The 15,931-nt window shown below is 39.1% G+C and carries 17 protein-coding genes; 3 read left to right on the plus strand and 14 right to left on the minus strand.

Going from position 1 to position 15,931, the window contains the following annotated elements:
- The first annotated feature begins 131 nt into the window (after window positions 1–131).
- Window positions 132–551, plus strand: coding sequence for a GNAT family N-acetyltransferase (locus ACSAMO_RS04180; protein WP_412276157.1), 420 nt, complete (start codon window positions 132–134; stop codon window positions 549–551).
- Between the two features lie 37 nt (window positions 552–588).
- Window positions 589–924, plus strand: a complete 336-nt coding sequence (locus ACSAMO_RS04185; RefSeq protein ID WP_021982867.1) for a DUF3784 domain-containing protein — start codon at window positions 589–591, stop codon at window positions 922–924.
- Window positions 925–1,110: 186 nt separating this feature from the next.
- On the opposite strand, the gene dinB is transcribed toward ACSAMO_RS04185, so the two are convergent.
- Window positions 1,111–2,322, minus strand: a complete 1,212-nt coding sequence (dinB, locus tag ACSAMO_RS04190) for a DNA polymerase IV (protein WP_499209912.1) — start codon at window positions 2,320–2,322, stop codon at window positions 1,111–1,113.
- Entirely contained in the window at window positions 2,322–2,498 is a 177-nt protein-coding gene (locus tag ACSAMO_RS04195) for a DUF6472 family protein (protein ID WP_022230376.1), read from the minus strand. The genes dinB and ACSAMO_RS04195 overlap by 1 nt, the downstream gene beginning before the upstream one ends.
- 143 nt (window positions 2,499–2,641) lie before the next feature.
- Here ACSAMO_RS04195 and ACSAMO_RS04200 point away from each other — a divergent pair, with 143 nt between their 5' ends.
- Window positions 2,642–3,667 (plus strand): sugar kinase, encoded by a 1,026-nt coding sequence (locus tag ACSAMO_RS04200; RefSeq protein ID WP_308456684.1) that lies wholly within the window; start codon window positions 2,642–2,644, stop codon window positions 3,665–3,667.
- 43 nt (window positions 3,668–3,710) lie between these two features.
- Here ACSAMO_RS04200 and ACSAMO_RS04205 read toward each other — a convergent pair whose 3' ends face one another.
- The 12 genes from ACSAMO_RS04205 to ACSAMO_RS04260 form a co-directional block, all read right to left on the minus strand.
- Entirely contained in the window at window positions 3,711–6,656 is a 2,946-nt protein-coding gene (locus ACSAMO_RS04205) for a glycoside hydrolase family 2 TIM barrel-domain containing protein (protein ID WP_499209913.1), read from the minus strand.
- A gap of 103 nt (window positions 6,657–6,759) precedes the next feature.
- Entirely contained in the window at window positions 6,760–7,161 is a 402-nt protein-coding gene (atpC, locus tag ACSAMO_RS04210; protein WP_484110672.1) for an ATP synthase F1 subunit epsilon, read from the minus strand.
- 2 nt (window positions 7,162–7,163) lie between these two features.
- Entirely contained in the window at window positions 7,164–8,558 is a 1,395-nt protein-coding gene (gene atpD, locus ACSAMO_RS04215) for a F0F1 ATP synthase subunit beta (protein ID WP_022230372.1), read from the minus strand.
- A 15-nt stretch (window positions 8,559–8,573) separates the two neighbouring features.
- Window positions 8,574–9,416: an ATP synthase F1 subunit gamma gene (gene atpG / locus ACSAMO_RS04220; protein ID WP_412577934.1), complete on the minus strand. Its 843-nt coding sequence runs from the start codon at window positions 9,414–9,416 to the stop codon at window positions 8,574–8,576.
- 13 nt (window positions 9,417–9,429) lie between these two features.
- Complete coding sequence (atpA, locus tag ACSAMO_RS04225; RefSeq protein ID WP_412577935.1) at window positions 9,430–10,926, minus strand: F0F1 ATP synthase subunit alpha; 1,497 nt, start codon at window positions 10,924–10,926, stop codon at window positions 9,430–9,432.
- Window positions 10,927–10,940: 14 nt separating this feature from the next.
- On the minus strand, window positions 10,941–11,465 hold the full coding sequence (atpH, locus tag ACSAMO_RS04230; RefSeq protein WP_499209914.1) for an ATP synthase F1 subunit delta: 525 nt from the start codon (window positions 11,463–11,465) through the stop codon (window positions 10,941–10,943).
- Between the two features lie 9 nt (window positions 11,466–11,474).
- Window positions 11,475–11,969, minus strand: a complete 495-nt coding sequence (gene atpF / locus ACSAMO_RS04235; RefSeq protein ID WP_147513744.1) for a F0F1 ATP synthase subunit B — start codon at window positions 11,967–11,969, stop codon at window positions 11,475–11,477.
- 25 nt (window positions 11,970–11,994) lie between these two features.
- Window positions 11,995–12,249, minus strand: a complete 255-nt coding sequence (gene atpE, locus ACSAMO_RS04240; RefSeq protein ID WP_022230367.1) for an ATP synthase F0 subunit C — start codon at window positions 12,247–12,249, stop codon at window positions 11,995–11,997.
- Between the two features lie 52 nt (window positions 12,250–12,301).
- Window positions 12,302–13,024, minus strand: coding sequence for a F0F1 ATP synthase subunit A (locus tag ACSAMO_RS04245; RefSeq protein WP_308456678.1), 723 nt, complete (start codon window positions 13,022–13,024; stop codon window positions 12,302–12,304).
- Window positions 13,011–13,409 carry an ATP synthase subunit I gene (locus tag ACSAMO_RS04250; RefSeq protein ID WP_022230365.1) on the minus strand — a complete coding sequence of 133 codons (399 nt, stop codon included), beginning with the start codon at window positions 13,407–13,409 and terminating at the stop codon, window positions 13,011–13,013. Before ACSAMO_RS04250 ends, ACSAMO_RS04245 begins: the two co-directional genes overlap by 14 nt.
- A 326-nt stretch (window positions 13,410–13,735) precedes the next feature.
- Window positions 13,736–15,268: an AbgT family transporter gene (locus ACSAMO_RS04255; RefSeq protein WP_499209915.1), complete on the minus strand. Its 1,533-nt coding sequence runs from the start codon at window positions 15,266–15,268 to the stop codon at window positions 13,736–13,738.
- Window positions 15,269–15,345: 77 nt separating this feature from the next.
- Complete coding sequence (locus tag ACSAMO_RS04260) at window positions 15,346–15,843, minus strand: peptidylprolyl isomerase (protein ID WP_499210084.1); 498 nt, start codon at window positions 15,841–15,843, stop codon at window positions 15,346–15,348.
- Between the last annotated feature and the right edge of the window lie 88 nt (window positions 15,844–15,931).

A 15,931-nucleotide genomic window follows, 5' to 3' on the forward strand; every position in this document is an offset into this window, starting at 1 on the left:
ACTATATTATATCACTTTTTATTGTTTTTGCAATACTTAATTATAGCATTTTAAATTTTTTTCTGATTTTTAAAATTTTACTTGTTTTTATGCAATATGTATGATATAATAGAAATGTTAGGGGTGAATTTATGAAATATACACTATCCAAAGGACTCAATAACAGTCCGGATGCAAGAGCGATAAGACAGTCCGTTTTCGTGGAAGAGCAAGGTTTTGAATACGAATTTGACGACATTGACGAAACCGCTTTGCACCTTGTTTTGTACGATGAAAACGATAATCCTTGTGCAACGGGACGACTGTTTTTCGACGGTTGCATGAAAATCGGCCGTATCGCCGTTATGAAAGAATACAGAGGTCAGTCGCTCGGCAGTGAAGTTATTGCCATACTTGAAGAAAAAGCACTTGAATCGGGTGCACATCATATCGAGCTTTCCGCTCAAATACAGGCAAAAGATTTTTATAAAAAACTCGGTTACACCGAAATCGGCGAAATATATAAAGAAGAATTTTGTCCGCATATAAAAATGTTTAAGGATTTAAAATAACTTAGATAAATCGGAATTTGAAGCGGAGGTATGTATTATGAATATAGGATTTTGGTCGTGTATAATTTTGGTAATACCATTTCTGATTATAGGTGTGTTATTTGCGATTTTTAAGGAAAAAGCAGCAAAATTTGTTTCAGGATTTAATTCATTTTCTAAAGAAGAACAGGCATTGTATGATAAAGCTCATATCTCTCGTGATATAAGAAATCAGTGCTTTATGTGGGCTATTATAATGTTGGCAGGAGCATTATTATCCTGCTTTTTAACCCCATATATAGCTATACCAACCTATATTATTTGGTTAGTTCTGTTTTTTAGAGAAGTCCACTTTGATAATCATAAAGCGTTTGAAAAATATTTATTAAAGTAAATTTCGGTTTATCGAATAATACACTTACTAAAAAAAGGAGCAGATTTAAAATCTGTTCCTCTTAATTTACACGCGTTATCTTACCACAAGCGATTTTCTCACCGGAATTACCGCTCGCACGATTTCTTTTATACATATTCATATCTCCCCTATCGAGATATGAATTAAATTTCGATTTTATGACTTTTACGGTTTTTTCCTTATACTGCCCTCATATTTTTTTATACTTCCGCCAAGTGAAACCACATTTCCGAAACGATTTTTCAAATTATCAACCGTTTTTTCAAACTGCTCGACTTTTTTCGTATTTTCCGTATTGTCCTCAATCAAACTCATCTGTTCGTATACGTCATTCTCACCGACAAGGTTTGTTCCCGTTACAGATATCATTCGTATCGGTAATTTTAAATTCCAAGATTTTTTTACAAGTTCCATCGCCGCATTGCGTATATCTCTTGAAACATATGTAGGCTTTTCGAGTTTTTTCTGACGGCTTATACTCTTAAATTGCGGATCTTTTATCAATATTTGCACTGTCGTGCATTTCATATTTTTTCGGCGTAAACGTGCCGCAACACTGTCCGAAAGTGCATATATACCGCTCCGTACATCTTCTTCACCGACAAGGTCCTGTCTGAACGTCATACCGTTGCCGACCGATTTAACTTTCTCTTTTTCGTATATTGATTTAACCGGCTCACTGTCAAGTCCGTTTGCGTATCTGTACAGCATATTTCCCGCTTTACCGAAATGCCTGATAAGGATATGTTCGTCATATTTTGCAAGCTGACCGATAGTTTTAACGCCTAATCTTTCAAGTTCATCACCCGTCTTTTTGCCGACAAAAAGCAAATCTCTTACCGACAGCGGATATATAAACTGTTTCCAATTTGATTTTGAAAACACAGTTGTCGCGTCCGGTTTTTTATAGTCACTGCCAAGTTTTGCGAACACCTTGCAAAATGACACTCCGACTGAAATTGTAAGCCCTGTTTCCTCTCTTACAATTTTTCTAAGCTCATTCGCAATCTTCACACCGTCACCGAACAGTCTTTTACTTCCCGTAACATCAAGCCAAGCCTCATCAGGTCCGAACGACTCGACATAATCGGTGTACCGTTTATAAATATCCATAACCTGCTTTGAATACTTGTAATACAAATCATGGTGCGGTCTGACTATGACTAAATCGGGACACTTTTTCTTTGCCTGCCAAATTGTTTCGGCAGTTTGTATGTTGTACTTTTTCGCAAGCTCATTCTTTGCCAATATAATACCATGCCTGCTTTCCTCGTCACCGCCGACCGCCATAGGCACTTTTTTAAGTTCCGGATTTAATACACATTCCACCGACGCATAAAATGCATTACAGTCGCAATGAAGTATTGTTCTGTCCATCAGTTTTGCTTCCTTACAATCGTATAGTCGTCGCCCATTCTGAAATAATGGCAGTTATCGTTATTGCCCATCGTAAATCTGTACATTTCGTCCTCGTCCAAATTTATCGCACAGCAATAACATTCATATTCATCGTCATAATAGTAATTCATACAAAATTCACAGTTGGTTTTCATTTTTTAACACCTCTGAATATGATTATATCATAACGGCCTGCACTTTACAACAAATTTGTCTATGTCAAAATAATAACAATTATTGACTAAATGCACTGTTGTATTGTATAATAAAATTATTCATTATGATGGAGGATTTTACTATGGAATTTAAAGAAAATACTGATTTTGACCTTATCGGTTTAGGCGAAGTTATGCTAAGACTTTCACCTCCAAACAAAGAAAAGATTTCTCAAAGCGAAACATTTGAAAAAAATGCAGGCGGAAGTGAACTTAACGTTGTATCGGGTGCGGCAATGCTCGGTATTCGTTCGGCGATAGTTACAAAATTGCCCGAAAACAAGATGGGACATTTTATAAGAAATAAAATTCGTTACGGAAACGTGTCCGATGACTATATTATATACGACCACTCACCTCAAAAAAGATTGGGCGTTTATTACTATGAAAGCGGTGCTTATCCGCGAAAATCATCGGTAATTTATGATAGAGCAAATTCAAGTTTTTGTTCACTTTCTCTTGACGAACTTCCGGAGGATATATACGCAAAAACTAAGATTTTTCACATTTCAAGCATTACGCTTGCACTTGACCCATCACTAAAGGAAACGGCTATTAAAATGATACATAAATTCCACGAGGCAGGTGCATATATTTCATTTGACGTAAACTACCGTGCAAGTTTGTGGTCTGAAGAAGAGGCTAAAAAGACTGTTGAGGCGATATTCCCATATGTAGATTTTCTTTTCGTTTCGGAAGAAACATCAAGAAGGATGTTGCAGAGAACAGGTACTTTGGAAGAAATAATGAAAGGCTATGCCGACACTTACGGTTGCACACTTATTGCAACAACAAGACGTGAGGCTGTAAGCCCTACGCACCATAATTTCAACTCAAAAATATATATGAACGGTAATTTCTATGAAGAAGAACCTTACAATAATATCGAAGTTATCGACCGCATAGGCTCGGGTGACGCATATCTTGCAGGTGTGCTTTACGGACTTATCAAGTACGGTACTCCTGAAAGAGCAATCGAAATCGGTAACGCACTTTCAGCTGTTAAAAACACTGTTGCAGGTGATATGTCAGCAAGCAGTATTGAAGAAATCGAAAGCGTTATTAAATCACACAAAGCTACAGGTCATCAAGATGAAATGGTAAGATAAAATAAAGGATAGCGACATATTGCCGCTATCCTTTTTTGTGTCCCTATTTAATTTCAATTCTTATTTTAAATTCAAATTCACTTTCATCAAAGCGATATTCTTCTTGTGTAAGCGGTCCACAGCTGTTTTGACCTATACCGTTTTGCTTATAATCAATACACAAAACAGTATCGTCGCATTTTTCAAGTTCAAAATTATGTTTCTTTTCGGTCAATTCCTCTTGCGTGTAATGCAACGCACTGAATGAAAACGGAGTATCCGAGCTTACTCTGATATTTTCCGTTTCAACATATCTTGTACCGAAATGACTTCCGTTTTCCTGTGGTTTTATATATGGTTCATACATATCCGAAACGGTTGTATTAAATTCATCAATATATGTGCAAAGGTGCTTATCACTGTAACTTTCATACGGGCCGTAGCCGTAATACTTGACGTTCTCGCCTTTAGTGAAAAATCTCAAACCAAATCGCGGAATTACAGGCAGATTTTCGCCCACTTTAACGCTCGACTGCATATCAATAATACCGTTTGCATAAATCGTCCATACGGTTTCAATATCCATATGCTTGCGCTGCACAACGGGAATAAGCGCATTATGGCACTTTATCGTAACTGTATCAGTCACATCATAAGTACAGTCGTAGACGTAGCTTTGTTCTCTATGATAATCAGCATTTATCCAATCACGCATAATATTTCTGTCGTTGTCAGTCGGTGCTCTCCACATATTCCATTCAACAGGTCTTGTAACCGCATCGGAAAGTTTTTTGAAATTACCTGTTGATTTATCAAAGATATATTCAAAATTATTGCCTTTTATCGTAATGTTTCTGCCTTGCTCCGATACCTCAAAACTTCCGTCTGCATTTACAGGTTCAAGTTTCAGCACAGTGTCATTTACAATAAGTTGTTCAAAGCCTACTTCATATCCTTTTTTCGCCCAAAGCGTGTCGCTCTTTTGATATGCCTTAACCATTACGACATCACCATTCGGACGCGGAAAGCTCTTTTTTCCTCTCGGCGGAACATCAAATTCCATTCTTTCACCGTTGACTTCAAAATAAAGTTTATCGTCAAGCTCCGCAAAATCGTAACGATTTTCCACCACCATAATATTGCTGTATGATTTTATCGCAAACGGTTTAATAGCCTGCTTGTATTCCAAAAGTCCCGTATGAGGTCGTCTGTCGGGGTAAACAAGTCCGTCAACGCAGAAATTACCGTCATTCGGATATTCGCCGAAATCACCACCGTAAAAATATTTACTGTCCCCCATATCAATAGCATGGTCGCACCATTCCCAAGCGAATGCACCGAAAAATCCGTCATATCTGTATAGGCGGTCTATATATTCCTTTATACCGCCGGGACCGTTACCCATTGCGTGTATAAATTCGCACTGCATATACGGTTTTACAACCGCCATTTGTTCCTTTTCTTTCTTGCCGAGTTTACTCTCCGAAAGATTTATCCATTCGCCCGCACCGCCGTATTCACTGCCTTTTCCAAGACTGACTCTGTGCCAAACCACTTCACCCGGATTTTCAAAATACTTGTCTATCCACTTATAATCCGCATACATTGTACTTTCAACATCAAGCATTGAGGTATCGTTTATATGTCCCTCCATCTGCCACATACTGCTTTCGTAATGCGTCAATCTTGTGGAGTCATATTCCTTGACCCATCTGCCTGCTTTCTCAAAATTCACGCCGTAACCGCCCTCATTGCCGAGCGACCAAATACACACGCTTGTTCTGTTTTTATCGCGTATAACATTTCTCTGAACTCTGTCCAAAATTGCATTTTCCCAATCGGGATTTTGTGCAAGCAATCCGAATGTAACGGCTTGTGAACCGCCGAAAAATGATGCTGTTCCGTGAATTTCAAGATCCGATTCCGCAATAACGTAAAAGCCGTATTCATCGCACAACTGCATAAGCCACGGAGCATTTGGATAGTGACTTGTACGAAGTGCATTGATGTTATGCTGTTTCATAAGTTTTAAATCTTTTTCGGCTTGCTCGCGGCTTATGGTATATCCTGTTACAGGGTCACTGTCATGACGGTTTACACCTTTCATTTTTATCGGTTTATTATTAAGAAAAACAATTCCGTCATCAATTTTTATTTCTCTGAAACCGATTTTTTCGCGTATAACCTCATCTTCCGTTACAAGATACAATGTATATAAATACGGATATTCCGCGTTCCAAAGTATCGGTTTTTCAACCGTTATAGTTTTACTGTCCCCGCTGTATATCTCGCCTTTTTCATTTTCAAGAACAAAGCTCACATCAGTGTCCGAATCTATTTCAATATTAATTTTTCCTTGAATATCTGTTTCGATTTTATAGTCGCGGATATGCTTCTGCGGACGATTTAAAATATACACATCTCTGAAAATACCGCTCATTCTGAACTTATCCTGATCCTCAAGATAACTTCCGTCACACCATTTAAAAACCAACACACAAAGTATATTATCGCCTTTTTTAACCTTATCTGTAATATCAAATTCAGATGTTGAATGTGATACTTGACTGTAACCGACAAATTCGCCGTTCACCCACACATAAAAACAAGAATCCACACCCTCAAAATTCAAATACTTCCTATAATCATTATCCGATTCAAAATGAGTTACATACGCACCGCACGGATTGTCATACGGAACATACGGTGGATTATACGGAAACGGATATCTTGTATTTGTATATTGATGGCGGTCATAACCTTGCGTTTGCCAACATGACGGTACAGGAATTTTATCAAAGCCGTCTGTATTTCCGTCCTTAAAATCATCAGGAACATCATCAATGCAAGTGTAATACATAAAGTTCCACTCACCGTTTAAATCCTGCTTTCTGTCATTCGTTCCCTTTCTTGCATTTTCTATATCCGAACACGGCATATAATACGCTCTGTTTTCTTCTGTATTAATATGCAATGTGTTTAAATCATTGTAGTATTTTTCAATCTGCATACCTTGTCCTCCTATTCATATTTTAGTATATCCGAGTGTCTGATTTTTGTCAATATGATTGACAAATTTTTAATTTTGCAAATCAAAGAGGGACACTAAATTTTTAGTGTCCCTCTTCACCTACACGTATTCTCGTAAGTGCTCTTTTTAATTTTATTTCAGCGGCTCTTTCTTCGTAGTCGGAAGCTTCTTTAATTTTCTTTTCCGCAGCCTCTTTTGCCCTCAACGCACGTTCAACGTCGATATCTTCGGACCATTCAAACGTACTTGCAACAAGTCTGACCGTTCCTTTTTTCACATTCAAAAGTCCGCCCGAACACGCCGCCGTTCTTACATCGCCGTTTGTTGTAACTTTTGCCATGCCCGTATCGACAGGCGTTACATAATCGCAGTGACCGCTCATAATACCGACGTCACCCTCCGTTGTACGAACAAGTAATTTTTCCGCATCACCGTCAAACATAAGTCCGTCGGGCGTTACTATCTGCAAATGAAATGTATTCATAATCATTCACCCATTTTCTTTGCTTTTTCACGAACTTCGTCAATACCGCCCGCGAAAAGGAAACACGATTCGGGAATATCATCACATTTACCCTCGATAATTTCCTTAAAACCGCGAATTGTTTCTTTAATCGGAACGTATTTACCTTGCATACCTGTAAACTGTTCCGCAACAGAGAACGGCTGTGACAAAAATCTCTGAACCTTTCTCGCTCTGTTTACGGTATTCTTGTCCTCTTCCGAAAGCTCGTCCATACCCATAATCGCAATAATATCCTGCAATTCGGTATATCTTTGAATTATACGCTGTACCGCTCTGGCTGTTTCGTAATGCTCCTTACCCACAACTTCTGGTGTCAAAATTCTTGATGTTGATTCAAGCGGGTCAACCGCCGGATAAATACCCAACGAAGAAATCTGTCTTGACAAAACAGTTGTTGCGTCAAGGTGAGCAAATGTCGTTGCGGGAGCAGGGTCTGTAAGGTCGTCCGCAGGCACATAGACAGCTTGTATCGAAGTTATAGAACCGTTCTTTGTAGATGTAATTCTCTCCTGTAAAGCACCCATTTCAGTAGAAAGTGTAGGCTGATAACCAACTGCCGACGGAATACGTCCGATAAGTGCCGAAACCTCCGAACCGGCTTGTGTAAATCTGAAAATATTATCAATAAACAAAAGCACGTCCTGATGTTGCTTATCTCTGAAATATTCAGCCATTGTAAGTCCCGAAAGCGCAACTCTCATTCTTGCACCCGGCGGCTCGTTCATCTGACCGTAAACAAGCGCAGTCTTATTGATAACGCCCGACTCTTTCATTTCATTATAAAGGTCGTTACCCTCTCTCGTTCTCTCGCCGACACCGGCGAAAACACTGATACCGCCGTGTTCTTTAGCAATATTATTTATAAGCTCCATTATAAGAACAGTCTTGCCGACACCGGCACCGCCGAAAAGACCTATTTTACCGCCTTTTGCATACGGCGCAATAAGGTCGACAACCTTAATACCCGTTTCAAGTATTTCCGTTGTCGGATTTTGTTCTTCGTATGTCGGCGGCTCACGATGTATACACCATTTTTCTTTCGTTTCGGGATTTGGCATATTATCAACCGCATCACCCAAAACGTTAAAAATTCTTCCGAGTGTTTCTTCACCGACAGGCACTTTAATTCCCTCACCTGTGTCAACGGCGTCCATACCTCTGACAAGTCCGTCCGTCGAACCCATCGAAATACATCTGACAACATTGTCACCTATATGCTGTGCAACTTCCGCAACAAGCCTTTGACCTTTATTGTCAATTTCAATGGCATTTAAAATATTAGGCAATTCACCGTCCTCAAACCTTATATCAAGGACAGGACCTATTATTTGAACTATTTTTCCAACGTTATTCATATTTTCAAATCCTTTTTATATATTATTCGCACCTGATATTATCTCTGTTAATTCCTGCGTGATTGACGCCTGTCTTGCTCTGTTATATTCAAGGCTCAGATTTTCAATCATTTCCGACGCATTGTCCGTTGCGGATTCCATCGCATTTCTTCGTGCCGATAATTCCGACGCAACCGATTCCGACACAGCACCGTACACCATTCCGGAAATATAATAAGGTATTATCTGTGCAAAAGTTTCCTCTGCATCAGGCTCATACACAATAAGGCTGTAATTCATATTACGCATACCCTCTTTTGTATGCTCAACTCTTATCGGCAGAACATTTTCCGTCTTAGGCTCTTGCGTAAGCATATTGACAAAGCTTGTATACGAAAGAATAAGGCGCGTAAATTCGCCCTTTTCATACGCCTTTGCCAATAAGCTTCCTATTGCGTGACAATCGGAGATTTTTATATCGCCTGCTTTGGCATATGTGTCGGTATACACATTATCTTCACCGAAATGCTCCACAACCTTTTTACCTATCGGAAAAATTATATCTCCGTCTTTTATGTCAAGAGATTTAAACAAATTGTTGTTATATCCGCCCGCAAGACCTCTGTCACCGGCTATAACAATATGACACGTTTTTCCCTCTCTCTCACGCGTAAATACAGAGCTGAAATCCTTATTATCCTTTGCAATATCTTCAAGCGTTTCGTGAAGTATATTAAAATACGGCTTTGAACGTTCAATACCCTCGGACGCTTTACGCATTTTGGACGCGGCAACAAGCTCCATAGCTTTTGTTATCTGCATAGTTGAGCTTATACTCTTTATTCTGTTTTTTATTGTCTTCATTGATGAAGCAGACATCAGAGCATCCCCCCTACTTTACAAAACGTTTCTTACAATCTTCAACAGATGAACGGATTTTTTCTTCACATTCTTTATTCATTTCACCTGTGTTTTCAATCGTATCTATTATATCATGTGCATTATTTTCAATATACTCAAATAATGATGTTTCAAATTCCTGTATTCTTTCAACAGGTATATCTTCAAGCAAATCGTTTATAACCGCATAAATAATTACCACTTGCAATGATACTCTTATCGGCGTGTTTCTTCCTTGCTTCAGCACTTCAACTATTCTCTCACCCTTTGCAAGACGCATTTTTGTGTCTTTGTCAAGGTCCGAGCCGAACTGTGCGAATGCTTGAAGTTCTCTGTACTGTGAATACGAAAGTTTCAGACTTCCGGCAACTTTTTTCATTGCCTTTATCTGTGCGTTACCGCCTACACGCGACACGCTTATACCGGGATTGACCGCCGGCATAATGCCCGAATGGAATAATTCCGTTTCAAGGAATATCTGTCCGTCCGTAATTGAAATTACGTTTGTCGGTATATATGCCGAAACGTCACCTGCCTGTGTTTCTATAATCGGCAATGCCGTAAGCGAACCGCCGCCCAAATCCTCCGACAATCTCGCCGCTCTTTCAAGCAATCTTGAATGTAAATAGAATACATCGCCCGGATACGCCTCACGTCCCGGTGAACGTCTTAAAAGCAGCGACAACGCTCTGTATGCGACTGCGTGTTTTGACAAATCGTCATACACAATCAAAACGTCCTTGCCTTTATACATAAAATATTCGCCCATTGCACAACCTGCATACGGTGCAATATATTGAAGTGCCGGCATTTCAGACGCCGTTGCGGAAACGACAATCGTATAATCCATCGCACCGGCCTTTTCAAGCGTATCAACGATTGACGCAACCGTTGAACGCTTTTGACCTATCGCAACGTAAATACAAAGTACGTCCGTATCTTTTTGGTTTATAATGGTATCAACCGCAATCGCCGTTTTACCTGTTTGTCTGTCACCGATTATAAGTTCTCTCTGACCTCTGCCGATAGGTATCATAGAGTCAATCGCCTTTATACCCGTTTGCAAAGGCACGCTTACAGACTTACGTTCGATAATTCCCGACGCCGGAGATTCGACGGGGCGTGTTTCGGTTGTATTTATTGCACCCTTGCCGTCAATAGGGTTTCCGAGAGCGTCAACAACACGCCCCAAAAGTGCATCACCAACGGGAACGTCTGCGACACGTCCCGTACGTTTTGCGATACTGCCCTCTTTTATTCCCGTATCATCACCGAGAATAACAACGCTGACGTTATCTTCTTCAAGGTTCAGTGCCATAGACATAACTCCGCCGTCAAGCTCGATAAGCTCACCGGCCATACACGCATCAAGTCCGTGTATACGCGCAATTCCGTCACCGACTTCTACAACGTAACCCGTTTCTGTTTCGCGTATTATATTATCGTAATTTTTAATTCTGTCCTTTATAACTTTGCTTAAATCCTGCATCTTCTACTCCTATGCTATATCAAAGCTTTTTTTAAATCTTCAAGTCCTGATTTTATACTTGAATCAATCCGCATACCATCTGTTTCAATTATAATTCCGCCTATACATTTTTTATCAATGTGCATTTTCAAAACTACTTTTCCGCCTGTTTTCTTCTCAAGTTTCTGCAATAGTTTTTCTTCCAAATGCTTGCCGATAGGCTTTGCTGTTGTAACATTAACAATTTTTATATTATTGTCCTCATTATACAGCTTTTCATATGTTTTAAAACATTCCCCGATGTGATGTACAATATGCTTTTCCGAAAGTAACTTTAAGAAATTCAAAACATATCTGTTCACCTTGCCCAAGAAATCTTCGTTAAGTATCTCCATAAGGTCATCTCGTTCGATTTGAGGTGCATCAAGTATTTTAACATATGCAGGGTGTTCGTTAAATAACGAAACAATCCCCTCAAGTTCAACCAAAATCTCTCTTGACATCCCCTCATCTTTTGCAAGGTCGTAAAGCGAGGCACCGTAAGTCTGTGGTGCAGACATATAAATCACCTACATTCTATCAATAATATCAGAAATTAGTTCTTCATCATCACTGTCAGTTAATTTTTTGCCTATAATTTTTTCTGCCGCATCGACAGCCATAGACGCAATCTCTCTCTTTGCGTCAGTGACTGCGTTCTGCTTATCTTGTTCAATCTGCTTTTGACTCTTTTCCATTATATACCGAACTTTTTCATTTGCCTCATTTACAATAGATTCAGAGCGTCTGTCCGCCGTTTCAACCGCCGATTTTATTATACCGTCAGCCTCATTTTTGGCAGACAAAAGTTTTTCTTCGTATTCACTTTTAAGGCTTAGTGCCTTATCGTTGGTTTCCTCTGCCTGTTTATACGAATTTTCGATTTCTTCTGCGCGTTCATCAAGTATCTTCGTTACAGGTTTAAACAAAAACTTCTTTAAAAGCAGAAACAATATGAGCAGGTTTGCCCATGTAAAAATCATTGTCCATGTGTCTATGGATACAAAAGGCAAATATTCATTCATTTGCTCTCATCCTTTCGCTGTTTGATTAAAGAAGTCCTATAAGCGGATTTGCAAATAACAAAATCAATGCGACAACAAGACCGTAAATGCCTGTTGATTCCGCAACCGCACAACCAAACAACATTGTTGAAGTAATTGCGCCTTTTGCCTCAGGCTGTCTGCCGACTGCCTCTGCCGCCTTACCTGCCGCAAAACCTTGTCCTATACCCGGTCCGACACCTGCTATCATTGCAAGTCCCGCACCTATTGCCGACGCCGCTAATATAATTGCTCTTTCCATTTTAAAAATCTCCTTTGTTTTATATTTATTGTTGTTTTTTTATTGTTGTTTTTTAGTCGCCTGCACCTTGAACAAACACCATCGTAAGCATACAGATTATATATGCCTGCAAAAAGCTTGTGAACAGGTCAAAGTAAACCGAAAGTATTGCCGGAATACCGACTTGTAAAATCGGTATTGTTGCAAAGAAATCATTTGGTATCCACGAAAGTATAACACTGCTAAGACTCGCCAAACCGCCGTATACAAGTGATGTTATAACAAGACCTGCGGCAATATTACCGAAATGACGGAACGTCATTGAAACAGGGTTTGCGATTTCACTTATAAGGTTGAGCGGCGTTATAACCGGTACAGGTTCGGTAAACGACTTAAGCCAACCGAGAACACCGTGATTTTTGATGTTCGTCACCTGTATCATAAGGAACGTCACTATCGACCACGAAAGTATAACGCTTAAATCAGCCGTTATCGGTCTTAAACCCGTAAGCGACGATAAACTTCCGACTATCGAAAATATAAAAAGCGTTCCTATATACGGTGCGAACGACATATATTTTTCACCCATTGTATCCTTTACAAGATTGTAAAGCATTGTAATGAGTTTTTCTGCCACAAGTTGTTTTTTTGACGGATTTCTTACTCGCATACCGTGTGTCAGCCATACAGACACTATCACGAGTGCCGCCATTATAATCCACATATTGACTATACTTTCGGTTACTTTAATTCCACCGAAAAGCGGTATCTCAAATAAAACCTTAGGTCCGTTCATCTTCTGACACTTCCCTTTCCTTTTTTCTCGTAAGATTTAGTATGAATATAGAAATCTGCGGGAATATAAGCGGAATTATAACGCATACATAGTTTAGATAATCAACCTTTGTTGCCCAAATTACCGCAAGTGCAATAAGTGCCAGCCTACCTATATAACCGACTCCCATAAGTCCGGACGCACCTTTTTGCTTTGACACACATCTTTCAAGGATAATTCCCATAAGTGCAAAGTTTAAAATTGCCACCGCACATCCGAGAAGTGTTCCGAATATTGCAGATAAACCAAAAAACTTTGTCGGCAAAGTAACAAGTACTTGCACCGCTCCGAGTATGATTACACCTATTGCAATATTTCTTATTTCGACAAGTAAAGTCTTTGACACATATTTCCCCTCTTTCTCTTTTTGATACTATATCTATTTTACCATAATACTTATTATTTTCAACCCTTAGTTTTCCGACAAATATATATTTTTAAACAATTTTATCGTTATTTGTCGTTTATTCTTTTATTTTCTCACTTATACACAAATTTATCCTTTTCTTTGTTGCACTTTGCACAAAGAACAATAAGTATATTTTCACTTTTTGTTTAATTGTCTTAATTTCAAACCTTCCTATATATTATGTTATTTTTTATTCATTTATTCAAACATAACCTTTTCAAATCAAAAAAGCGCAAATCTAAACAGATTCGCGCTTTTTATTTTTAAAATCCCAACGGAATTTTGAACAGAATAAATGCCATTAACAGCAATGTCCATGATACCATAAATATAACCGAATACGGAATCATCATTGATATTAAGTTACCTGCCGTAAATTCCGGTTTATACTTTCGCATATACATAAGCACCACTCCCGCATACGTCATAAGCGGTGTTATGATATTCGTTGACGAATCGGCAATTCTGTATGCCGCCGCGACAACATCGGGCGTCATTGAGCTGTTTACACGGTATAGCATCGGCACAAAAATCGGTCCGAGCAACATCCATTTTGAACTCAATCCGCCGACAAACAGATTAATAAATCCCGTTATCAATATAAAGCCGATTATAAGAAATATCGGCGAATTTGACGCACCGACCGCCTGTAAACCAATTGCTCCGATATACGTTATATACGTTCCCAAATTTGTATAAGTCAAAAGTGACAGGAAGTTATAGCTGAAGAACGTTAAAACAATAGCATATCCCATTGTACCGATTTGCTTAGACATAGCTCCGACCATATCGCTGAGTTTTCTGAACTTACCCACGGCATATCCGTAAAACATTCCCGGGACAAAGAATATGAATGTAATTATCAATATGATGTTATCAAGAAACGGTGTTACGGTTTTACCTGTTTCGTCAACGTATGACGAAAGCGGTCCGAATCCAAGCAATGCTGCTATTACAAGTGCTGTCAAAAGTCCTGCAACCGACCACCAAAGTGCTCTTTTTTCTTTATCAGAAACGGCAAATTCACTTACATTTATATCTGACGGAATTATATATTTCTGTTTTTCAAATTTAGGTTTTACAAACTTTATTGTAACAAATCCGCCTATTATTACAAGCATTACTGTTGACGCAAGCATAAAATAATAGTGCATTGTCACAGGATTTATCGCTTTTCCGAGATACGAAACGAACGGTATATTCTGACTGCTTGCAAAAGCCTCCGCATTTGTACCGATTATAACGTCAACAACCGTTGCCGGTATCAAATTTGCACTGAATCCGGCACTTACGCCTGCAAACGCCGCCGCCATACCTATAAGCGGATTTTTCCCTATACCGACATATAAAAGTCCGGCAAGCGGTATCAAAATCAAATATCCCGCATCTGTCGCAATATTACTCATTATTCCGAGAAATACAAGCACAAACGGCAGCAGTTTATCCGATATATTTGTACCCATACGTCTTATAAGTGCCGACAAAAGTCCCGATTCTTCCGCTATGCCTATACCAAACATTACTATTAATATAGTACCTACTATACCTCCGGCATATCCGAGCCAGTTATTGAGTATCGCATTCGAGAATATCCACCTCACATTTTCGGCAGTGAACATATTTTTAATCTCATAACTCACGCTTGTACCGTCAGCCGAAGTCATAGAGAATGTATTTCCTCCGAATATCCCCGTTACAACAAGTACCAATATATATAGCAATATAAAAATTATAACAGGGTCAGGTATTTTCTGTCCGAGTTTTTCAATTATTCCGATTTTATCTTTTTTACGCAAAACAAAAATCACTCCCTTCTGTATGATACTATACCATACGGGAGTGATTTAATTCAACGAACAATATATGCCAAAAGCTATTTGATAACTATTGTCTTGATGATTTGATTTTGAACAGGTACATCGTCCATACCCATATCAGTTAGTGAATGAGTTTCGGTTTCCGCAATTTTATCCACATATTCCATACCCGATGTTACCTTACCGAATGCCGCATACTGACCGTTAAGCGACGGACTGTCTTGGTGCATAATAAAGAACTGACTTGACGCACTGTCCATACTTATCGCCGTTCTTGCCATTGATATAACACCTCTTTCGTGAGGTATCATATTAAAACTTCCGTTTTGCAAGAATTCACCTGTTATTGTATCCGTTTCGTGCTGTGCCATATCGGTATCATAGCCGCCGCCCTGAATCATAAAGTCTTTTATAACTCTGTGGAACACAAGCCCGTCATAGAAATTTTCGTTTGCAAGTTTAACAAAATTTGCAACCGTTTTCGGTGCAATATCCGGATAAAGTTCAAGCTCGATATTGCCGCCGTCCTCAAGTTGAATTTCAGCTCTTACGATATTTCCCGTATCATCCGCATAATTTTTATATGCGTCATATTTTTCGGCAAAAGCCTTTTCATATGATTCAAATTTCTTTGCAAGTCCT

The sequence above is a fragment of the Ructibacterium sp. SJQ-7 genome (genome assembly GCF_054696575.1).